Source organism: Sporosarcina sp. CAU 1771 (assembly GCF_054482775.1).
Map to the genome: position 1 here is coordinate 199,387 of NZ_JBTLRN010000002.1, position 20,514 is coordinate 219,900.

Sequence of the window (20,514 nt, forward strand, 5' to 3'; positions counted from 1 at the left end):
GTTGAGTGGGAATAATCATGCTGAGGCATGTTTTATAAAAAACGGACGGAGGATTTTGACAACATGACAAAATATATATTTGTAACAGGTGGAGTTGTTTCATCTTTAGGTAAAGGAATTACAGCAGCATCATTAGGACGCTTGCTAAAAAACAGAGGTCTTCAAGTAACGATTCAAAAATTTGACCCGTATATCAACGTTGACCCTGGAACGATGAGTCCTTATCAACACGGTGAAGTATTCGTCACAGAAGACGGTGCTGAAACGGATCTAGACCTTGGACACTATGAACGTTTTATTGATATTAAATTAAATAAGTATTCCAACGTTACGATGGGGAAAGTATATTCTACAGTACTGAAAAAAGAACGCCGCGGAGACTACAACGGTGCAACTGTACAAGTAATTCCGCATATTACAAATGAAATAAAAGAACGTATTTTGCGTTCGGGTAAAGAAACAAATGCAGATGTTGTGATTACCGAGATAGGTGGAAGCGTAGGGGATATCGAATCACTTCCTTACATTGAAGCGATTCGTCAAATGAAAATGGATCTTGACAAAGACGAAGTCATGTTCATTCACTGTACGCTCATTCCTTATTTACAAGCAGCAGCTGAATTAAAAACAAAACCAACACAGCATAGCGTAAAAGAATTAAGAGGATTAGGCATCCAACCGAATATGATTGTTGTTCGTAGTGAATATCCAGTTCCTCAAGATATGAAAGATAAGATTGCTTTGTTCTGTAACATTAAGGCGGAAGAAGTAATTGAAGCACTTGATGCAGAAACATTATACGAAGTACCACTTTCATTGCAAAAGCAAAATATGGATAAAATTGTTGTTGATTTCTTAAATCTTACAACGGGGGAACCCGATATGACAGAAATCAAAGAACTAGTTGCACTTGTTAAGTCTCTTTCAAAGAAAGTACGAATCGGTTTAGTAGGGAAGTATGTTGAACTTCAAGATGCGTACATTTCCGTTGTTGAGGCACTTCGTCATGCAGGATACGGATTTGATTCTGAAATCGATATTAAATGGATTAATTCAGAAGAAGTGACTGCTGAAAACGCTAGTGAATTGTTAGGAGATGTTGATGGTATCGTTGTTCCAGCTGGATTTGGGGACAGAGGCATTGACGGTAAAATTGAAGCAATTACGTATGCGCGTGAAAAAGAAGTACCATTTTTCGGAATTTCTCTCGGTATGCAATTGGCAGCGATTGAGTATGCTAGAAATGTACTTGGAATTAAAGATGCTGATTCGACTGAATTTAATTCTGAAACACAAAATCCAGTTGTTGAAATGCCTTTAGAACAAAAAGATACAGATGAAAATGGGAACACAATGCGCCTTGGTTTATTCCCATGTAAGGTGAAAAAAGATACGAAGTCGAGTGCGGCTTACGGTGAAGAGTTAATTTATGAACGTCATCGTCACCGCTATGAGTTAAACAACGCATACCGTGATCGTTTAGAAGAGCATGGAATGGTCTTTGCAGGTGTGAGTCCTGATGGCCAGCTTGTTGAAATAATTGAATTGAAAGATCACCCATTTTTCATAGGTTGCCAGTTCCAACCGGAATTTGCATCACGTCCTACAAGCCCACAACCATTAATGCGTGAATTTGTACGTGCGGCGTTGGAAAGACAAAAGTAAGCATGAAAACGTCACTAAAGCAGGAAATAACCTGTTCTAGTGACGTTTTTTTTAATCCTCTGAAAGCATTTCGTCATACGACCGTTTAACTGCTTCATAGATGAATAAAGCAACGAGTGCATGAGGTTGGACAATTCTTTCCTCATCATCACCGGGTAAAAGACCACGAGTAAGCCCAGTCGAGATATATGTATACGAAAGATCTGCAAGCTCATTGTCGGTATCGTGCTTTCCGGAAGCAGCAACCGCGAACGGAATAAAGCGACTGTCAAGGTCACGAGCTAACTGAAGTGCAGGCTCGTCCGTTTCAGTTCTTGTTAGTATCCAGACGCGATCAGAAGTACTCAATTCCATACCATCTTCGTACCGAACCACATCTGCTAAAACCTCTGCACCGTACATGGCTGCTGTAACTACGGCATCCATATCTTGATAAGCTGCAATAATGACACGCCCTTCACCACTTGTAGCTTGAGCAAGAAGTCTCGCTGTTTCTTCAATCGATTCTTCATTGTTTGTTGCAATACGTTGCAACAGACCGTTAATTTGCGTTGTTAACATTTTCACATTTACCACCTCATATCCATTATAGAGCGAGACACTTGGAAAACAAAATAGAATTGTGTCTTGATTTAAAGGTAAGTTTCCCGGTCTTGTAGAATAAGGTGTATGTAGATAATTATAACCATTATGCAATTACCGGAGGAAGGTAGGGTATGTGAAAAATCTATTGATTGTTGATGATCAAAAGGGAATCCAGATGCTACTTGAGGAAATCTTTAGAAAGGAAGGGCATCGAACACGAATTGCCTCAACCGGATTAAAAGCCCTTCAAGAAATTGAAGTGGAACTTCCAGATTGCTTGCTTCTTGACATGAATATGCCGGGTATGAATGGCATTGAAGTGTTGAAAAGGCTTGAAGAAAGTGGGATAAGAGTTCCGGTTGTTATGATGACGGCATATGCAGAAACAGAGTTAATGGACAAAGCGAAAGATTTAGGTGTACGAAAATATTTCACGAAGCCATTCGATATCTTTGAATTGCGAGATGCTGTAAACGAAATAATAGGCAGTTGACAAGGCGGGCAGTGGTAAACACTGCCCGTTTTTGTTATGATAACAAATGAATGTATCCATTATGGTATTATGGGAGGAACTTTTATAGTGCTAGTTTCGATGAAAGAAATGATGATTAAGGGAAAAAAAGAAGGTTATGCAATTGGTCAATTCAATTTAAATAATCTAGAATATACACAAGCCATTTTACAGGCTGCAGAGGAAGAGCAATCACCTGTTATTCTTGGGGTATCTGAAGGTGCAGCACGTTATATGGGTGGCTTTACGACAGTCGTTCATATGGTAAAAGGGTTGATGCAGGACTACAACACGACAGTGCCTGTTGCAATACACCTTGATCATGGAACTAGTTTTGAAAAATGCAAAGAAGCGATTGAAGCAGGCTTTACGTCTGTGATGATCGATGCTTCATCTAAACCACTTGAAGAAAATATTGAACTTACAAAACGAGTTGTCGAATATGCACATGCACGCGGTGTTTCTGTGGAAGCAGAATTAGGCGTAGTCGGTGGGCAAGAAGATGATATAATAGCAGATGGAGTTATTTATGCAAATCCAGCTGAATGTAAAGAACTTGTTGATAGAACTGGAATTGATTGTCTAGCTCCAGCACTTGGATCTGTTCATGGTCCATACAAAGGCGACCCGAATCTTGGTTTTGACGAAATGGAAATCATTTCAGGTCAATCCGATTTGCCCCTTGTTTTACACGGTGGAACAGGCATCCCTACAAAAGATATTCAGCGGGCCATTTCGCTAGGCACTTCAAAAATCAATGTCAATACAGAAAATCAAATTAGGGGTACACAAGCTGTTCGTGAAGCACTTTCTAGCGATGCAGACGTGTATGACCCACGCAAGTATCTCGCTCCGATGCGTGAGGCGATTAAACAAACGGTTATAGGTAAAATGCGCGAATTCGGAAGTTCACAAAAAGCTTAACATGAATCAGTAAACATCTGATTTTTATAGAACAAGGAGAATTACTTCAGATCGATGTATTCTCCTTATTATTGTTAAATTTATATTTATTATGTAGAGGAGAGGTTACGATTGAAATTTTTTATAGATACAGCAAACTTTGAGGAAATAAAAGAAGCGCACAGTTGGGGGATTCTTTCGGGAGTCACAACAAATCCATCTCTTGTTGCGAAAGAGGACGTACCATTCCATGATAGATTACGAGAAATAACTGAACTTGTTGGCGGATCTGTAAGTGCGGAAGTCATATCTCTTGATGCTGAGGGTATGCTAAAAGAAGGTCGCGAACTTGCTAAAATAGCTCCAAATATAACGGTTAAATTACCGATGACACCAGAAGGTTTAAAAGCGTGTTCTGTCTTTAGAGATGAAGGCATTAAAACAAACGTAACACTCATTTTCAGTGCGAATCAGGCGCTACTTGCTGCACGTGCAGGCGCAACGTATGTATCACCATTCCTCGGGAGACTTGATGATATTGGACAAGATGGCATGGCGTTAATTGGAACAATTGCTGACATATTTGTACAACATGACATCAAATCTGAAATCATCGCGGCCTCAATTCGTAGTCCTCAACATATTACAGATGCTGCTTTACATGGTTCTCATATTGCAACTGTACCATTCAATGTACTCAAACAATTATTTAACCATCCTCTGACTGACAAAGGGATCGAAGCTTTCTTAGCAGATTGGGAAACGAGAAAGAATAAGTGAAGTATCGAAGGAGAGCGACATGGAAGTTTATAAAATAAAAGGCGGTAATCGTCTAAAAGGTACAATTCGAGTAAGTGGAGCGAAAAATAGTGCAGTGGCACTTATTCCAGCTTCAATTTTAGCCGATTCAACTGTAACGATCGAGGGGCTTCCAGAAATTTCAGATGTATTGACACTTCAAGCAATCCTTGAAGATGTTGGTGGTAAAATTGACTTCAATAATGGGACGATGACCATCGACTCTACAGAAATGATTTCTATGCCTTTGCCAAATGGAAAAGTGAAGAAACTACGTGCATCTTATTACATGATGGGTGCAATGCTCGGACGCTTTAAACATGCGGTCATTGGTCTTCCAGGTGGATGTCACCTTGGACCAAGACCCATTGATCAACATATAAAAGGCTTTGAAGCACTTGGTGCAAAAGTGACGAACGAACACGGTGCAATCTATTTGCGTGCTGAGGAACTTCGTGGCGCTAAAATTTATTTAGACGTGAGTAGTGTAGGAGCAACCATTAACATTATGCTCGCAGCTGTTCTCGCAACAGGTAGAACAACAATTGAGAACGCAGCTAAAGAACCTGAAATTGTTGATGTAGCCACTTTATTATCGAATATGGGTGCGAATATTAAAGGTGCAGGTACAAACGTTATTCGTATCGAAGGTGTCGAGAAATTACACGGCACAAAACATACGATCATTCCAGATCGAATTGAAGCCGGTACGTTCATGATTATGGCCGCAGCCGCAGGCGATGGCGTTACAATCGACAATGTTATCCCTTTTCATGTGGAAGCATTGACTTCAAAACTTCGTGAAATGGGTGTTGATATCGTTGAAGAAGATGAACGGATTTATATCGCTCCTGCAAAGAATTTGCAAGCTGTCGATGTGAAGACACTTGTCTATCCAGGTTTTCCTACGGATCTTCAACAACCCTTTTCCGTTTTATTAACACAAGCAACTGGTTCTTCGATTATTACAGACACCGTGTATTCGGCTCGGTTTAAGCACATCGATGAGTTAAAACGTATGAATGCAGATGGTCGGGTTGATGGGCGTTCTGCAATATTATCAGGTCCAACACCTTTAGAAGCTGCAACAGTTAGAGCCTCAGATCTTCGTGCAGGTGCCGCGCTAGTTATAGCGGGACTTATTGCAGAGGGAGAAACGGAAGTCCAAGAAATTCAACATATTGAACGTGGATATAGTTCACTTATTGAAAAGCTTCAAGGTCTTGGCGCTGATATTCGTAAAGTAACAATCCAAGAACAAGTAACATCTAAGGAAAAATAACGACAAGAACGAATAAGTAAGAAATGTATATTGAATAGCATACGGATTTTACCGCAAACAGGAGGAACATACATGGAACGCAGTTTATCAATGGAATTAGTTAGGGTCACAGAAGCAGCAGCAGTATCCTCTTCACGTTGGATGGGAAGAGGTTTGAAAAACGAAGCTGACGATGCTGCAACGGAAGCAATGAGAATGGTATTTGATACGATTCCAATGCGCGGTGTAGTTGTTATCGGAGAAGGCGAGATGGACGAGGCTCCAATGCTTTATATTGGTGAAGAGCTTGGAACTGGAGACGGTCCAGAAGTAGACGTAGCGGTTGATCCTCTTGAAGGTACAAATATCGTAGCTGCGGGTGGTTGGAACGCACTTGCTGTTCTAGCTGTCGCAGATAAAGGCAATTTATTGAATGCGCCGGATATGTATATGGACAAAATTGCAGTTGGTCCAGAAGGTGTTGGTAAAATTAGCCTCGACGCTACAGTAACCGAAAATCTACATGCAATTGCGAAAGCAAAAAATAAAGATATCGGTGATGTTGTTGCTACAGTTTTAAATAGAGAACGTCATGCAGACATTATTAATGAAATTCGTACTGCAGGTGCTCGCATTAAACTTATAAACGATGGCGATGTAGCAGGAGCTATTAATACTGCATTTGATGAAACAGGCGTAGATATTTTATTTGGCCACGGTGGTGCTCCAGAAGGAGTTATTTCAGCTGTTGCACTCAAATGTCTTGGTGGAGAAATCCAAGGACGACTCATCCCTTCAAATGACGAGGAGTTAGAGCGTTGTAAGAAGATGGGCCTCGACGTGAGCAAGATTCTTTATATGGATGATCTTGTAAAGGGTGACGATGCGATATTTGCCGCTACAGGTGTAACAGACGGAGAACTTCTTCGCGGTGTACGATTCAAAGGCGGATATAGTGAAACGCACTCGGTCGTTATGCGTTCTAAATCAGGAACGGTTCGATTTGTAGAGGGACGACACAGCATGAAGAAAAAACCGAATTTAATTATGGAAGACTAACATCCAACTTGCCTGGCCAATGTGCTGGGCATGTTTGTATATAAAAAAGCTCTGTTAAATAATCATGTTGATAATTCTTATTACACAAAAGCGCTTGAGTGAGTATACCTAACACGTTGATTTCCGTTTCAGACCCTAAGTGCGGAAAGATAAAGTTCAATCTTTCCCTGACGCGTTCCGGAGGGCAGGCGGTGGACCAACCCGTTCGCTCCGCTCTCGTTGGTTGTTTCACCTGACCCGCTTGTCCTCCCGGAGTCGCCGTCTTCCACTTCAATCAACTAGGAGTGTACAAATAGTATTATTGCTCCACTCTTAGTACTGCAATATCCATGAAGTAAATCGAACTAGCGCAGAAGCGACAAGTGTGAGCCGAAGTAGTAAGACCGACAGTGAACTTTCTGACGGGCTTACTACGGGAGGCCATCACCAATTAATGTTCATTATTTTAGCTGTGCTAAAAAACGTTGACGAAGCGATATTTTCACGCATTCCCCTCTACTCGACAAGGAGTGTACAAGTACTGTATCAACTATCAACAGAGTTATTTAACATAGCCTATAAAAAAGAAATAGAAATCTAGTTTACACCCAATTAAACTAAAAGAGTGGTGCCAAAGAATGACAACATTGACGATATCGGCGCTAGAAAACATGACGCTTAAAGAGTTATATACTCTCGCCAAGAAGTACAAGGTTTCTTATTATAGTAAATTAACAAAAAGAGAACTTATTTTTGCCATACTGAAAATGAGAGCCGAACAAGAAGGGTTTTTCTTCATGGACGGTGTACTCGAAATTATTCAATCTGAAGGATATGGATTTTTACGCCCAATTAACTACTCTTCAAGTTCGGAAGATATATATATTTCCGCTTCGCAAATACGTCGCTTCGACCTCCGAAATGGCGATAAAGTCGCAGGTAAAGTACGGCCTCCAAAAGAATCAGAGCGTTATTATGGTCTTCTTCAAGTAGAAGCTGTAAATGGGGTAGACCCCGAAGAAGCCCGCGACCGAGTGCATTTTCCTGCACTTACACCTTTATATCCCGAACGTCATATTAAACTTGAAATTGAACCTACAAAACTTTCCACGCGTATTATGGATCTCGTTGCGCCAGTAGGTTTTGGGCAACGTGGACTCATCGTTGCACCGCCTAAAGCAGGGAAAACGTTGTTGTTGAAAGAGATTGCCAACTCAATTACAACGAACCATCCTGAAGCGGAACTGATTGTGCTTCTTATTGATGAACGACCAGAAGAAGTAACGGACATCGAACGATCAGTAAAAGCTGACGTTGTTAGTTCAACTTTTGATGAAGTACCTGAAAACCATGTCAAAGTAGCCGAATTGGTCCTTGAACGTGCAATGCGACTTGTCGAACATAAGCGCGATGTCGTCATTTTAATGGACTCGATTACGCGACTTGCTCGTGCGTATAACTTAGTCATTCCTCCAAGTGGCCGAACGCTATCGGGCGGAATTGACCCAGCGGCATTCCATCGACCTAAACGTTTCTTTGGTGCTGCACGGAACTTAGAAGAAGGCGGAAGCTTAACAATTCTTGCAACTGCACTGATCGATACAGGCTCAAGAATGGATGAAGTGATTTACGAAGAATTCAAAGGAACTGGAAACTTAGAGCTTCATTTAGACCGCAATCTCGCCGAACGCCGCATTTTCCCAGCGATTGATATTCGTCGTTCTGGAACTCGAAAAGAAGAACTTCTTATTCCTAAAGACCAGTTGGATAAACTATGGGCGATTCGAAAAACCTTTTCAAGCGCGCCAGACTTTGCAGAACGCTTCTTAAAGAAGTTAAGTCAAACGACAACAAACGAAGAGTTTTTCGATAAACTAGATGGCGAAATGAAAACGCACCGCAATGGCAAAGGACTCCTATAAGACATACCGAAACCTTGTTATTTTATTATTAAAATAACAAGGTTTTTTCTTATTAAGGCTATGTTAAATAACTCTGTTGATAGTTGGTATAGAATTTGTACATTCCTGGTCTTGTAGAGTGTAGGTCGTGAAAATATCGCTTCGTCGCTTGGTGATGGCCTCCCGCAGTAAGCCCGTCAGAAAGTTCGCTGTCGGTCTTACTACTTCGGCTCACACTTGTCGCTTCTGCGCTGGATCGTTTGGATTCAAGGTAAGTGGCGTCGGGATCGTGGGACAATAGATTTTTGTACACTCCCAGTTGAATTGAAGTGGAAGACGGCGACTCCGGGAGGACAGCGGGTCAGGTGTAACAACCAACGGGAGCGAAGCGAACGGGTTGGTCCACCGCCTGCCCTCCGGAACGCGTCCGGCTGAAACGGAAATCAACGTGTTCGATACGCTTACGAGCACTATTGTGTAAAAAACTTTACCAACAGACTTTTTCAACATAACCTACTAAAAAAACTGTTTACCATTTGATTTTTGGTGGTATTGATAACTAGGAATACGAATTTCGAGAAAGAGGTGATCTAAATGTATGCATACCACATAAAGTCGATTCGCCTAGTGCACGGACGTGAGGGTCTAACTTTAGAAGAAGAATATGAAAAGTACATTTTAGATCAAGCTGAAAAAGGGTGGAAGTTTGTTCAACTCGTAAACTTATCCAACCTTTCACCAGCTGATCGCCGAATTGATCTCGTCTTCGAAAAGAAAAAATAGGAAAGGGGCGTGTCGGAATGAGTTCAGTAGCATTACGTTTATTAAAAGCTTTTGTACTATTACTTGCAGGATTATTTGGTTTCTTTGTTTTCGCAGGAAATTTAATGGATTATAACTCGAACTATCAATTTGTTCATCATGTATTATCGATGGACACGACATTTGAGGGAAATGCATTAATGTGGCGAGCCATTGAAAGCTCGGGTCTTCATACTGTAGCTTACTGGATGCTTATTCTTGCAGAAGGTATTTTCAGTTTACTAGCATTTATTGGTGTAGTTCATATGATGAAAAACCTTAAATCTTCTGCTAAAGAATTCAACAAATCGAAAGCGTTTGGTTTCTATGCATTTATGCTTGGCTTTGCAATTTGGTTTTTAGGATTTATCGTTATTGGTAGCGAATGGTTTGCAATGTGGCAGTCTCAAATTTGGAATGGGAAAGATACAGCAATGGGTATCTCCACTCTATGGGCTGGCTTTGCAATCTTGTTGGCAATGAAAGACGATGAGTTGGAAGAATAACAGCAACCTCATCAAAGATGTTGCATCTTATAAAAAAACTTGTTATACTATTTGAGTATCATTGATATGATATCCTTGCATATACGGCTGACTAATACGGGTCGTGTAAGGCATCGATCTTAAAAAATTCTGTACCGAATGGTTCAGGGCGAAAGGAGAAAGACCGATGAAAACAGGAATACACCCAGAATATAAACTTGCGACTGTTACTTGTTCATGTGGAAATACATTTGAAACAGGTTCTGTAAAAGGAGATATCCGAGTTGAAGTTTGCTCAGATTGTCATCCATTCTACACTGGACGCCAAAAGTTTGCTCAAGCGGACGGCCGTGTCGACCGTTTCAACAAAAAATATGGCCTCAAAGAAGAAGGCCGCGAAGAAGAATAATTTCTTCGAACTACCCGTCAGGTGCTCTTATGCACCGGGCGGGTATTTTATTTTTTATCCCGAAGAAGCATGGAGCCAGTTGTAGAGACAAAATGTCGCGTACATAGAATAGTACGATTACATACATTTATAGTTTTCCTTAAATACAACATATTTATTCGAAAAAATGCCATCACAAATGATCCTTTTTAGGGTATGATAATAACTCAAGGTAAAAATGAGGATGTCCATATAAAGAGTTGGATGAAAGGGGAAACACAATGTATACAGCTATGCAAGGTGGTTGGGTTGAAGTCGTTTGCGGAAGTATGTTTTCGGGGAAGTCAGAGGAGCTCATTCGCCGGGTGCGAAGATCACAGTTCGCTAAACAAAGAATTGCAGTATTCAAACCTGAAATTGATAACCGATATGGTGAAGAAGCGGTTGTCAGTCATAATGGAACGACGGTAATCGCAAATCCAGTTGCGAGTTCTTCGCATATCGAAGACTTTGTTACCGATGAGTACGACGTGATCGCAATCGATGAAGCTCAGTTTTTTGATGAAGGAATCGTCGATACAGTGATGTCCTTAGCGGACCGAGGATTTCGCGTAATCGTCGCAGGTTTGGATCAAGACTTTCGTGGAGAGCCATTTGGTCCGATGCCACGACTTTTGGCGGTAGCTGAACATATTACGAAATTGCAGGCGGTATGCACAGTGTGTGGTTCCCCAGCAAGTAGAACGCAGCGTCTCATTGAAGGAACTCCTGCGGGATATGATGACCCTATCATTCTAGTGGGTGCTTCCGAAGCGTATGAAGCTAGATGTCGTCAGCATCACGAAGTGCCTAAAGGTGTAACAGCAATTCATGCATAAGCGGAAGTAAAATCCCGTCCGGGCAACTGGACGGGGTTTTCTCATGGTAGAGAGAAGAGATGCTTAAACTGTATTTAGATTCGAAATTCCCGTACAATAAATATACAAAAATAGTCTATATAATGAGGTGCACAATATGTTTGAACGTCTTCAAGTATTAGAAGATCGATACGATTATTTAAATGAGATGCTTAGTGATCCGGATGTAGTTAGTGACATGACGAAACTGCGGGATTACTCAAAAGAACAATCAAGCTTGCAAGAAACGGTAGATACGTACCGCGGATACAAAAAAGCGCTAACCGAACGCGATAGTGCGAAAAGTTTACTTGACGAACCACTCGATGATGAAATGAAAGATCTTGTCAAACTCGAACTTTCCGAACTGGACGATCAAATAGAAGTATTTGAAGAGAAATTAACGATTCTCCTCGTACCGAAGGATCCAAACGATGAAAAAAACGTCATTATGGAAATCCGCGGCGCAGCAGGGGGAGACGAAGCGGCACTCTTTGCGGGAAATCTATTTCGGATGTACAGTCGATTTGCTGAAATGCATAACTGGAAAGTTGAAGTCATGGATTCTTCTCCGACAGAACTTGGTGGTTTCAAAGAAATTATTTTCATGATTATTGGAAACGGTGCGTATTCCAAATTGAAATTTGAAAATGGAGCACACCGCGTACAACGTGTACCGGAAACGGAATCAGGCGGTCGCACGCATACGTCAACTGCAACAGTCGCTTGTTTACCGGAAGCGGAAGATGTCGACATAGAAATTCTACGAGAAGATGTAAAAATTGATACGTACCGTTCCAGTGGTGCAGGCGGTCAGCACGTTAACACGACGGACTCCGCTGTTCGTATTACCCACTTACCAACAGGAATTGTTGTTTCGATTCAAGATGAAAAATCACAAATTAAAAACCGTGAAAAAGCAATGAAAGTATTAAAAGCACGCGTATACGATGCTGCACAACAGGAAGCACAGGCAGAATATGCTGCAACCCGTAAATCTGCAGTCGGAACGGGAGACCGTTCTGAGCGAATTCGGACATACAACTTCCCACAAAATCGTGTAACAGACCATCGAATTGGCTTGACGATCCAAAAACTCGACCAAATTATTGAAGGTAAACTGGATGAAGTCGTCGACGCGCTCATTATTGAAGAACAAGCGTATCGTCTTGAAAGCTTAGATCAGAATGACTGAACAACTCTATGAGGCGCTTAACAAAGCGACCTCTTTATTAAAAGAAAAAGATCTGGACCAGGGCGCTGCAAACATTGTAATGGAGTTTGTTACAAACAGGTCGAATGCTTCGTTGCTTGCCAATATGCGTGAACGCCTAAGCGAAAAGGAACAATTCTCCTTTTGGGATAAAATCGGCGAAGTACTTGAAGGAAAGCCTGTGCAATATGTTATTGGCGTCGAAAGTTTTTACGGGCGCACGTTTGAAGTAAACGAAAATGTGTTGATTCCAAGGCCTGAAACTGAAGAACTCATTTACGGTGCAATGGAAAGATGCCGCACGTTATTTCCGACCAAAAAGATTCAAGTTGCGGATATTGGAACGGGCAGTGGAGCCATTGCCATTTCATTTAAAAAAGAGTGGGTTGAAGCGGATGTTACAGCAACAGATATAAGCTCAGCTGCGCTTGAAGTTGCAAAACGGAATGCGAAAAACCTTGGTGCAGAAATTGCATTTTTAGAAGGGGATTTAGCAAAGCCGCTTTCTAATTCGAAGTGGGATGTTGTTTTATCGAATCCTCCGTATATCGCACAAGTGGAAAAAGAAATGATGTCTGAAACGGTTCTAGCTCACGAACCACATACTGCACTATTTGCAGAAGAGGATGGGCTCTACTGTTATAGAAAATTAGCTGAAACACTTCCTAAACTTATGAACAAGCCGGCATTAATCGGTGTTGAAATCGGTTATTTACAAGGCAAAGTTGTGCATAAGTTGTTCGCAGACGCTTTTCCGAACGCAGTTGTTGAAATCGTAAAAGATATCAACGGAAAAGACAGAATAATATTTTGTGAGATTCGTGAATAAATTCCCTATTCTCCGGCAACAATGCGGAGTAGGAGGGGATACAGATGTTAACAGACTACGAGATTAAAAGAACAGAAACTACAATTGAAAAAGCGATTCCATATATTGAATTTATTTTAATACTTATTATTCTACAGGCTATCCTTATGTTATTTTCAATGGCTCCATCTAATGATGACGCGGTTCGTTTCAGAATCCTTGCCAATTCAAATACGGCTGAAGATCAGCAAATTAAGAAAGATATCCAACAAGTAATTCAGCCTCTAATCGAAGAGGCGGTTGCAAGCGGACGGTCTGCTGAGGAAATCGAAATGAATCTGGTAGCACTTGAAGATTCAATAGCTGAATTGTCGACATCTCTTTCTAGAGGGGCTTCAATATCATTTGAACGTAAAGATGCATTTTTTCCACCCAAAAGATCTGGATTTTTCATTTATCCACAATCTACCGTCGATGCGTATATATTAACAATTGGCAGTGGGCGTGGGGATAACTGGTGGTGCGCACTATTTCCTAAGGTATGTTTTCCAGATAAAGACAAAGTTGAAGAAGAAAAAGTTACTTTCTTTGTTTGGGAGTGGATAAAAGGGCTGTTTGAATAAGGTTACTAACAATAAATGTGGATAAGTTAGTTAGATTGTGTATAAAGGGGATTTATCTTGTGCAGACAAAAGTGATTTCAGTGGATAACTTTCTGGATAACAAAAAACATTACCAACAGGCTGTGGATATCTTGAAAAGTGGTGGAGTTGTTGCCTTTCCGACGGAAACTGTCTATGGTCTTGGAGCTATTGCGACCAATGAGCAAGCAGTTCAAAGGATTTTCGAAGCGAAAGGAAGACCTTCAGACAATCCACTTATCGTACATATTGGAAGAAAAGACGAAGTGCTGAACTACGCAACGGGTATTTCGGAAGACGCTGAAAAGTTAATGGAGGCGTTTTGGCCGGGACCACTTACGCTTGTTTTTAATAAGTTAGCTGGTGTAGTTGCGCCGAATGTTACTCCAGGAGTTGAAACCGTTGGAATTCGTATGCCGAATCACCCAGTAGCACTTCAGCTTTTGCGTGAACTTGGCGAACCACTTGCCGCTCCGAGCGCGAATAGAAGTGGGAAACCGAGTCCGACGGAAGCTTCACATGTTGAAAAGGATCTTCAAGGTTTAATCCCATTAATATTGGATGGGGGTTCAACAGGAGTTGGCGTAGAATCGACAGTTTTGGATATGACGACGACACCGCCTAATTTATTACGACCGGGTGGCGCTACGCGCGAAATGATTGAAGCGCTAATTGGTCCAATTCAATACGGTGCTGCTGATGAATTAACTGAAGAAGCACCACGATCTCCGGGCATGAAATATTTACATTACGCTCCGGAAGCACCGTTGTTCGTTATCCGTGCAGATCAGCAGAAAATTCAAGAGGCAATTACTTCTCTTCGAAGTGAAGGAAAGAAGATTGCAGTAATTGGTCCGGAAGAATTCAAAACGGTAGATGCGGATTGGTATTTCACAGTTGGAAGACTCCATGATAATGAAGCAATCGCCATACATTTGTATAATGCGATTCGGCAATGTGATTTAACAGACGCTGATGTTATTCTCGCGGTCGAAACAGATGAAAACGGTGTTGGCGCAGCTGTTATGAATCGGCTTATGAAAGCGTCAGAAGGTAAACGGTATTAAGTGAAAAGTGAATATGAATGACCTCCTAAGACTACGCATAAGATGAACGGATGCGTAGACTTAGGGGGTTTTATTTTGAGTGAAATGTTTGTAGCGGGCATCACTTCACTTGACGTTATTGTGGTGTATACATTTTTGCATATCCAAAGAGGGAAGTTTGTCCTTGCTCTATGGACAGCTTTATTAAATATGCTCTTTCCTTTCATTGGTTTTGTTACGGGGGAGTTTTCCACGCAAGTATTTTGGGGATGGAGTACGTTACTTTCCGGAATTTTATTGGCTTTAATCGGAATACATATGATTTTACAAGACGAGGAAGCAGGGAAGTCTACGAGGGGATTACATCCTCTCTTAATTGCTGTTGCGGTAAGTGTGGACACTTTTTCGGTGAGTGTTTCATTTGGTATGCTTCATATGAATAAAACGATCTTCATCCTGTCCTCAGGGTTATTCACATTAGTTTTAGCGTATGCGGCTCTTCGATTTAAAGGCAAACTTGGAATAAAAAGTGGGAAAATTATAAGGCGAATTGCTGGGATTGTACTTCTGACTATGGGAGTAATGTCATGCTTTAATTAAAGGTACCTATTCCAATCTCTGCAATAATCGGGTATTCTATTAATAGAAGGTGATAACTATGAACATTTATTTCGTTTGCACTGGAAACACATGCAGGAGTCCAATGGCAGAAGCGATTCTTCGCTCAAAATTGAACAAAAATATTCATGTTCGATCCGGAGGAGTTTACGCTCAAAACGGCATGCCGATTTCGAAGCATGCACAAACTTTAATTGAGCGAGCAAATATGCCTTTCACACCACTCTCAAGAGCGATATCTATGGAAGATATTGAATGGGCAGACATCATTTTAACGATGACCTCATCACACAAACAAGCAATACTGCAGTCAATCTCTCTAAAGGATACCGAAATCCACACGTTAAAAGGGTTTTTGAATCCGGAAGAAGACGAGGATGTACACGATCCATTTGGCGGAGATTTAGCGACATACGAATACACGTTTCGTGAACTAACTCAATTGATTGAGGCGATCGAACGGAAGTTGATGGAGGGCAAAAAATGATTCAAAAGAAAAAGGTTGGTTTACGATTCAAACTAGTAATATTTGTGACCGTATTGGCGATTACAACGTATACAACGAGTGCGGTATTTATCAACATTATTCAACCACAGTTTTTCCCGACTATGAATCCATTTTGGTTTAGTGTACTAACGTACGGCATGGGTATTTTTTGGTCTGGAGTTTTGGCTGCAGTGTTCGGAACGATTTTAACGCGACCTCTACAACGTCTGGAAAGTGCAGCCATTAAAGTTGCGGAAGGAAATATCAGTTCGGATATTGAGTTACCTAATTCTTCAGATGAAATCCACTCCGTTGCAGAAGCGTTTCAACTTATGGTCGTAAACCTACGTACGATTGTTGGAGAAATCGAGATGAACTTTGAGAAAACAGCACAGACTGTGGACAAGTTATCTGCAGAGACGGGTTCTGCAGCGCGACAAGCCGATGCCGTTGCATCGACAATAATGGAAATATCTTCAGGTGCTGAAGAGTCAGCGATTGCGATTCAAGAAACAGCGGAAGCTATGGAAGATGTGCGATTGCTAGCTGTTGAGGTAAATGAACGAGCTGCAGAGTCTTCTCTTCGCTCTCATGAGATGATTGAGGAATTAGGAACGACTACTAAAGTCTTTACTTCATTGGTCGATGGAATTCGTCAAATGTCAACGCAAAGTGAACAATCTCTGACTACGATTCGAGAGTTAGATACGAACGCTCAAAAAATTGGTGAAATCGTCCAACTCGTTGGAAACATTGCAAAGCAAACAAATTTACTAGCATTGAACGCATCCATAGAAGCTGCACGTGCAGGTGAACATGGAGCTGGCTTCGCGGTTGTTGCTGAAGAGGTACGCGTATTGGCAGATGAAAGTGCGCGTGCGGTCCAAGGAATTTCTGGTCTCGTTGCAACAATCCAATCAGATGTAAGTAAAGTAGTAGAAGAAATTGAACAACAAGTACGTTCGGCGGTAAATGAGGCAGATAAAGCTGAAGAAACAAGCGTGAGCGTAGAAGCGATGTCTGATAAAATTAACGTAATGGCAGATTCCGTCAGTAAAATCACGTCATTTGTAGAGCGACAGTTGCAAAATATTGAAACGACAGCAAGTCAGTCACAAGAAGTAGCCGCTATTGCTGAAGAAACTTCTGCAGGTGCTCAGGAAGTCGGAGTTGCTACAGAAGAGCAAGTTCGCTCAATTGAACAGGCCAATTCACTGGCACTTGATTTGAAAAAGCAGTCTGAGGATCTTTATAAAGTTATTAATCAGTTTGAACGAAACAAATAGTTTTTAATTTGCCAACACAGCCTTCAATTTCATTCGGGGTTGTGTTTTTTTGTCGGAAAAGATGATAGAATGAGTTGAGAGTAAATTATGAAAAGAGGATGAGCATGAAAATCGCACTATCTTCAGATCATGGCGGCAATAATCTGCGCCATGAGATCAGTAACCTATTAACCGAGTTAGATGTTGAGTATGTCGATTTAGGGCCATCAACAGATGAATCTGTCGATTACTCAGACTTTGCTACGCCTGTAGCAAAAGGAGTAGCGTCAGGGGAATATGACCGTGGTATTCTAATTTGTGGAACGGGTATTGGTATGTCTATCGCTGCGAATAAAGTAAAAGGAGTTCGCTGTGGACTTGTACATGACGTATTCAGTGCAAAAGCAACCCGGGAGCATAATGATACCAATATATTAGCGATGGGCGAGCGTGTAATTGGACCTGGTCTTGCAAGATTAATCGTCGAAACATGGCTGAACACTTCGTTTGAAGGCGGCCGTCATGAACGCCGAGTGACTAAGTTAATGGAACTCGAAAACTAACTTTGCAGGAGGGGTATTTTGGGAACTCCAGAACTCTGGAAAGATCAACTCGAACAAACACTTAAAGAAGTAGCTGAACAAGTACATCTACCAAAAGGCGGATTGTTTGTTGTTGGCTGTTCGACTTCTGAAGTAGCAGGAAAGAAAATCGGTACAGCGGGAGCCTTTGAAATTGGAGAAGCCCTTTATACACCGTTGAAGAACTTTGCTGACCAGCATGACCTTCATCTTGCGTTTCAAGGTTGTGAGCATATTAACCGTGCTCTGACGATGGAACGGCAAGCAGCAGAGATGTATCACCTTGAGCCAGTATCGGTTGTACCCGTAGCGTCTGCGGGAGGATCTATGTCCGCATTTGCTTATACGACGATGGATGATCCTGTAGTTGTCGAGGAAATTCAGGCACACGGTGGAATCGATATTGGACAAACTCTAATTGGCATGCATTTAAAAAAAGTTGCTGTTCCAATTCGGACGTCAACTACCAAAATAGGCGAAGCAATCGTCACAATCGCAACGACACGACCGAAAAAAATCGGTGGAGAACGAGCGGTATATCAAATTATTCCTGAGGGGGAACTTTAACAAATGGAAATCAATCACGTAAAAGATCAAGATCAGCTCGTTTATGATGCAATTATGGCGGAGAAAAATCGTCAACAAGCAAACATTGAATTAATCGCTTCTGAAAACTTTGTAAGTGTTGCAGTAATGGAAGCACAAGGTTCAGTACTTACAAACAAGTATGCAGAAGGTTACCCGGGTAGACGTTACTACGGTGGTTGTGAACATGTGGATACAGTAGAAGATGCAGCGCGCGACCGCTTGAAAGAAATTTTTGGTGCTGAGTATGCAAACGTTCAACCACACTCGGGTGCGCAAGCAAATATGGCAGTGTACTTTACGTTTCTTAAGCCTGGCGACACAGTATTAGGTATGAATTTATCTCACGGAGGTCACTTAACTCATGGTAGTCCAGTGAACTTCTCAGGCGAACTTTACAACTTTGTAGAGTACGGCGTGAGTAAAGAAGACGAGCGTATCGATTATGAAGACGTGCGTCAAAAAGCGCTTGAACACAAACCGAAAATGATCGTTGCAGGAGCAAGTGCATATCCACGTGAAATTGACTTTGCTAAATTCCGTGAAATTGCAGATGAAGTTGGAGCATACCTATTCGTTGATATGGCTCATATTGCAGGGTTAGTTGCAGTTGGAGAACACTCGAATCCAGTTCCACATGCACACTTTGTAACATCGACAACACATAAAACATTACGTGGACCACGTGGTGGATTTATTCTTTGTAAAGAAGAAGATGGAAGAAAAATTGATAAGTCTGTTTTCCCAGGTGTTCAAGGCGGACCACTAATGCACGTAATTGCTGCAAAAGCTGTTGCATTTAAAGAAGCGCTACAACCTGAATTCAAAACATACATTCAACAAGTTAAGAAAAACGCAAAAGTTCTTGGAGAAGAACTGATTGCTTCTGGCGTTGATATTGTTTCTGGCGGTACAGACAATCACTTGCTACTTCTTAATCTTGGTTCGCTTGGCATAACTGGAAAAGTTGCAGAACATGCACTTGATGAAGTTGGTATTACGACGAACAAAAACACAATTCCTTTTGATAAAGAAAGCCCGTTTGTTACATCTGGAGTCCGTATTGGTACACCAGCTGTTACTTCACGTGGATTTAAAGAAGAGGAAATGAAAGAAATTGCAAGTATTATTGCAATGGTGTTAAAGAACCCAGAAGACGAAGCTACGAAAAAAGAAGCATTAGAGCGCGTTGTTGCATTAACGGATAAATTCCCACTTTACGCATAAAAAATGAGCCACTTTCTACTAAAGGAAAGTGGCTTCTTTTGGATTTAGAACGCAAACGTCAAAATCCACTAGTTGGATGCGGTGCAATAGACGGAAAAATGAATCGATTTTCGTTCATAACATACACTAGGCAAGTCTGGTATAATAAACAAGATATTTTGAAAAGGAGCGAATGAATATGGCAAAGGTCCACATTTTTGATCACCCACTAATTCAACACAAACTCACTTACATACGTGATATAAAGACAGGTACGAAAGAGTTTCGGGAACTCGTTGATGAAGTTGCAACACTTATGGCTTATGAAATTACACGCGAACTTCCCCTAAAAGAGACAGAAATCGATACGCCAGTTTGTAAGGCGAAATCGAATGTATTAGCAGGAAAGAAACTTGGAATTGTTCCTATTTTACGTGCAGGTCTAGGCATGGTGGAAGGATTCTTAAACTTGATCCCTGCTGCAAAAGTTGGGCATATCGGTCTTTACCGCGATCCTGAAACACTTCAACCGGTTGAATATTATGTGAAACTTCCATCGGATGTTTCTGAACGTCATTTCATCGTTGTTGACCCGATGCTTGCTACAGGCGGTTCGGCAATAGATGCTGTTCAGTCATTGAAGAAACGTGGTGCGAAAAGCATTTCGTTTATGTGTTTGATCGCAGCTCCAGAAGGTGTAAAAGCATTTACTGAAGAACATCCAGATGTAGATGTTTACATTGCTGCACTTGATGAAAAACTTGATGAGAATGGTTATATTGTTCCTGGACTTGGGGACGCAGGCGATAGACTCTTTGGGACAAAATAATGA

The 20,514-nt window shown here is 41.4% G+C and carries 24 protein-coding genes; 23 read left to right on the forward strand and 1 reads right to left on the reverse strand.

The window, feature by feature from the left end; all coding sequences use genetic code 11:
- Nucleotides 1-63 precede the first annotated feature (63 nt).
- The gene (locus ACXYMX_RS03530; protein ID WP_459042847.1) at nucleotides 64-1,665 is read left to right on the forward strand and encodes a CTP synthase; all 1,602 of its coding nucleotides are present in this window, start codon (nucleotides 64-66) and stop codon (nucleotides 1,663-1,665) included.
- A 51-nt stretch (nucleotides 1,666-1,716) separates the two neighbouring features.
- Here ACXYMX_RS03530 and ACXYMX_RS03535 read toward each other — a convergent pair whose 3' ends face one another.
- The gene (locus tag ACXYMX_RS03535; protein WP_459042928.1) at nucleotides 1,717-2,226 is read right to left on the reverse strand and encodes a DUF2529 family protein; all 510 of its coding nucleotides are present in this window, start codon (nucleotides 2,224-2,226) and stop codon (nucleotides 1,717-1,719) included.
- 157 nt (nucleotides 2,227-2,383) lie between these two features.
- Here ACXYMX_RS03535 and ACXYMX_RS03540 point away from each other — a divergent pair, with 157 nt between their 5' ends.
- The 22 genes from ACXYMX_RS03540 (at nucleotide 2,384) to upp (ending at nucleotide 20,511) form a co-directional block, all read left to right on the forward strand.
- The gene (locus ACXYMX_RS03540; protein ID WP_459042848.1) at nucleotides 2,384-2,743 is read left to right on the forward strand and encodes a response regulator; all 360 of its coding nucleotides are present in this window, start codon (nucleotides 2,384-2,386) and stop codon (nucleotides 2,741-2,743) included.
- A gap of 84 nt (nucleotides 2,744-2,827) precedes the next feature.
- Nucleotides 2,828-3,685, forward strand: a complete 858-nt coding sequence (locus ACXYMX_RS03545; RefSeq protein WP_459042929.1) for a class II fructose-bisphosphate aldolase — start codon at nucleotides 2,828-2,830, stop codon at nucleotides 3,683-3,685.
- A 111-nt stretch (nucleotides 3,686-3,796) separates the two neighbouring features.
- Nucleotides 3,797-4,444, forward strand: coding sequence for a fructose-6-phosphate aldolase (fsa, locus tag ACXYMX_RS03550; protein WP_459042849.1), 648 nt, complete (start codon nucleotides 3,797-3,799; stop codon nucleotides 4,442-4,444).
- A gap of 19 nt (nucleotides 4,445-4,463) precedes the next feature.
- Nucleotides 4,464-5,744: a UDP-N-acetylglucosamine 1-carboxyvinyltransferase gene (locus ACXYMX_RS03555; protein ID WP_459042850.1), complete on the forward strand. Its 1,281-nt coding sequence runs from the start codon at nucleotides 4,464-4,466 to the stop codon at nucleotides 5,742-5,744.
- 72 nt (nucleotides 5,745-5,816) lie between these two features.
- Nucleotides 5,817-6,782, forward strand: coding sequence for a class II fructose-bisphosphatase (gene glpX, locus ACXYMX_RS03560; RefSeq protein ID WP_459042851.1), 966 nt, complete (start codon nucleotides 5,817-5,819; stop codon nucleotides 6,780-6,782).
- A 364-nt stretch (nucleotides 6,783-7,146) separates the two neighbouring features.
- On the forward strand, nucleotides 7,147-7,362 hold the full coding sequence (locus ACXYMX_RS03565; RefSeq protein WP_459042852.1) for a hypothetical protein: 216 nt from the start codon (nucleotides 7,147-7,149) through the stop codon (nucleotides 7,360-7,362).
- Between the two features lie 37 nt (nucleotides 7,363-7,399).
- Nucleotides 7,400-8,683: a transcription termination factor Rho gene (rho, locus tag ACXYMX_RS03570; protein WP_459042853.1), complete on the forward strand. Its 1,284-nt coding sequence runs from the start codon at nucleotides 7,400-7,402 to the stop codon at nucleotides 8,681-8,683.
- Nucleotides 8,684-9,256: 573 nt separating this feature from the next.
- Complete coding sequence (locus ACXYMX_RS03575; RefSeq protein WP_459042854.1) at nucleotides 9,257-9,445, forward strand: DUF4177 domain-containing protein; 189 nt, start codon at nucleotides 9,257-9,259, stop codon at nucleotides 9,443-9,445.
- A 17-nt stretch (nucleotides 9,446-9,462) separates the two neighbouring features.
- A complete protein-coding gene (locus ACXYMX_RS03580; protein WP_459042855.1) occupies nucleotides 9,463-9,969 on the forward strand; it encodes a DUF2165 family protein in 507 nt (168 codons plus the stop codon).
- 166 nt (nucleotides 9,970-10,135) lie between these two features.
- On the forward strand, nucleotides 10,136-10,357 hold the full coding sequence (gene rpmE, locus ACXYMX_RS03585) for a 50S ribosomal protein L31 (protein ID WP_459042856.1): 222 nt from the start codon (nucleotides 10,136-10,138) through the stop codon (nucleotides 10,355-10,357).
- Nucleotides 10,358-10,617: 260 nt separating this feature from the next.
- On the forward strand, nucleotides 10,618-11,214 hold the full coding sequence (locus ACXYMX_RS03590) for a thymidine kinase (RefSeq protein ID WP_459042857.1): 597 nt from the start codon (nucleotides 10,618-10,620) through the stop codon (nucleotides 11,212-11,214).
- A gap of 136 nt (nucleotides 11,215-11,350) precedes the next feature.
- The gene (prfA, locus tag ACXYMX_RS03595) at nucleotides 11,351-12,427 is read left to right on the forward strand and encodes a peptide chain release factor 1 (RefSeq protein ID WP_459042858.1); all 1,077 of its coding nucleotides are present in this window, start codon (nucleotides 11,351-11,353) and stop codon (nucleotides 12,425-12,427) included.
- Entirely contained in the window at nucleotides 12,420-13,274 is an 855-nt protein-coding gene (gene prmC, locus ACXYMX_RS03600) for a peptide chain release factor N(5)-glutamine methyltransferase (RefSeq protein ID WP_459042859.1), read from the forward strand. The genes prfA and prmC overlap by 8 nt, the downstream gene beginning before the upstream one ends.
- 44 nt (nucleotides 13,275-13,318) lie before the next feature.
- Nucleotides 13,319-13,876 (forward strand): stage II sporulation protein R, encoded by a 558-nt coding sequence (locus ACXYMX_RS03605; RefSeq protein WP_459042860.1) that lies wholly within the window; start codon nucleotides 13,319-13,321, stop codon nucleotides 13,874-13,876.
- Between the two features lie 59 nt (nucleotides 13,877-13,935).
- Nucleotides 13,936-14,961 carry an L-threonylcarbamoyladenylate synthase gene (locus ACXYMX_RS03610; RefSeq protein WP_459042861.1) on the forward strand — a complete coding sequence of 342 codons (1,026 nt, stop codon included), beginning with the start codon at nucleotides 13,936-13,938 and terminating at the stop codon, nucleotides 14,959-14,961.
- An 84-nt stretch (nucleotides 14,962-15,045) separates the two neighbouring features.
- A complete protein-coding gene (locus ACXYMX_RS03615) occupies nucleotides 15,046-15,540 on the forward strand; it encodes a manganese efflux pump MntP (RefSeq protein WP_459042930.1) in 495 nt (164 codons plus the stop codon).
- Between the two features lie 58 nt (nucleotides 15,541-15,598).
- Nucleotides 15,599-16,045, forward strand: a complete 447-nt coding sequence (locus ACXYMX_RS03620) for a low molecular weight protein arginine phosphatase (RefSeq protein ID WP_459042862.1) — start codon at nucleotides 15,599-15,601, stop codon at nucleotides 16,043-16,045.
- Nucleotides 16,042-17,331, forward strand: coding sequence for a methyl-accepting chemotaxis protein (locus ACXYMX_RS03625; RefSeq protein ID WP_459042863.1), 1,290 nt, complete (start codon nucleotides 16,042-16,044; stop codon nucleotides 17,329-17,331). The genes ACXYMX_RS03620 and ACXYMX_RS03625 overlap by 4 nt, the downstream gene beginning before the upstream one ends.
- A 104-nt stretch (nucleotides 17,332-17,435) precedes the next feature.
- Nucleotides 17,436-17,873 (forward strand): ribose 5-phosphate isomerase B, encoded by a 438-nt coding sequence (gene rpiB, locus ACXYMX_RS03630; RefSeq protein ID WP_459042864.1) that lies wholly within the window; start codon nucleotides 17,436-17,438, stop codon nucleotides 17,871-17,873.
- Between the two features lie 15 nt (nucleotides 17,874-17,888).
- Complete coding sequence (locus ACXYMX_RS03635; protein WP_459042931.1) at nucleotides 17,889-18,458, forward strand: TIGR01440 family protein; 570 nt, start codon at nucleotides 17,889-17,891, stop codon at nucleotides 18,456-18,458.
- Nucleotides 18,459-18,461: 3 nt separating this feature from the next.
- The gene (gene glyA, locus ACXYMX_RS03640; RefSeq protein WP_459042865.1) at nucleotides 18,462-19,703 is read left to right on the forward strand and encodes a serine hydroxymethyltransferase; all 1,242 of its coding nucleotides are present in this window, start codon (nucleotides 18,462-18,464) and stop codon (nucleotides 19,701-19,703) included.
- 178 nt (nucleotides 19,704-19,881) lie between these two features.
- On the forward strand, nucleotides 19,882-20,511 hold the full coding sequence (gene upp, locus ACXYMX_RS03645) for a uracil phosphoribosyltransferase (protein WP_459042866.1): 630 nt from the start codon (nucleotides 19,882-19,884) through the stop codon (nucleotides 20,509-20,511).
- The last annotated feature ends 3 nt before the right edge of the window (nucleotides 20,512-20,514 follow it).

What these genes read in the sequence shown, in the direction of transcription:
- ACXYMX_RS03530 (WP_459042847.1), top strand. Translation starts at nt 64, where the DNA reads ATGACAAAATATATATTTGTAACAGGTGGAGTTGTTTCATCTTTAGGT.
- ACXYMX_RS03535 (WP_459042928.1), bottom strand. Translation starts at nt 2,226, where the DNA reads ATGTTAACAACGCAAATTAACGGTCTGTTGCAACGTATTGCAACAAAC.
- ACXYMX_RS03555 (WP_459042850.1), top strand. Translation starts at nt 4,464, where the DNA reads ATGGAAGTTTATAAAATAAAAGGCGGTAATCGTCTAAAAGGTACAATT.
- glpX (WP_459042851.1), top strand. Translation starts at nt 5,817, where the DNA reads ATGGAACGCAGTTTATCAATGGAATTAGTTAGGGTCACAGAAGCAGCA.
- rho (WP_459042853.1), top strand. Translation starts at nt 7,400, where the DNA reads ATGACAACATTGACGATATCGGCGCTAGAAAACATGACGCTTAAAGAG.
- ACXYMX_RS03575 (WP_459042854.1), top strand. Translation starts at nt 9,257, where the DNA reads ATGTATGCATACCACATAAAGTCGATTCGCCTAGTGCACGGACGTGAG.
- ACXYMX_RS03580 (WP_459042855.1), top strand. Translation starts at nt 9,463, where the DNA reads ATGAGTTCAGTAGCATTACGTTTATTAAAAGCTTTTGTACTATTACTT.
- rpmE (WP_459042856.1), top strand. Translation starts at nt 10,136, where the DNA reads ATGAAAACAGGAATACACCCAGAATATAAACTTGCGACTGTTACTTGT.
- ACXYMX_RS03590 (WP_459042857.1), top strand. Translation starts at nt 10,618, where the DNA reads ATGTATACAGCTATGCAAGGTGGTTGGGTTGAAGTCGTTTGCGGAAGT.
- prfA (WP_459042858.1), top strand. Translation starts at nt 11,351, where the DNA reads ATGTTTGAACGTCTTCAAGTATTAGAAGATCGATACGATTATTTAAAT.
- prmC (WP_459042859.1), top strand. Translation starts at nt 12,420, where the DNA reads ATGACTGAACAACTCTATGAGGCGCTTAACAAAGCGACCTCTTTATTA.
- ACXYMX_RS03605 (WP_459042860.1), top strand. Translation starts at nt 13,319, where the DNA reads ATGTTAACAGACTACGAGATTAAAAGAACAGAAACTACAATTGAAAAA.
- ACXYMX_RS03615 (WP_459042930.1), top strand. Translation starts at nt 15,046, where the DNA reads ATGTTTGTAGCGGGCATCACTTCACTTGACGTTATTGTGGTGTATACA.
- ACXYMX_RS03620 (WP_459042862.1), top strand. Translation starts at nt 15,599, where the DNA reads ATGAACATTTATTTCGTTTGCACTGGAAACACATGCAGGAGTCCAATG.
- ACXYMX_RS03625 (WP_459042863.1), top strand. Translation starts at nt 16,042, where the DNA reads ATGATTCAAAAGAAAAAGGTTGGTTTACGATTCAAACTAGTAATATTT.
- rpiB (WP_459042864.1), top strand. Translation starts at nt 17,436, where the DNA reads ATGAAAATCGCACTATCTTCAGATCATGGCGGCAATAATCTGCGCCAT.
- glyA (WP_459042865.1), top strand. Translation starts at nt 18,462, where the DNA reads ATGGAAATCAATCACGTAAAAGATCAAGATCAGCTCGTTTATGATGCA.
- upp (WP_459042866.1), top strand. Translation starts at nt 19,882, where the DNA reads ATGGCAAAGGTCCACATTTTTGATCACCCACTAATTCAACACAAACTC.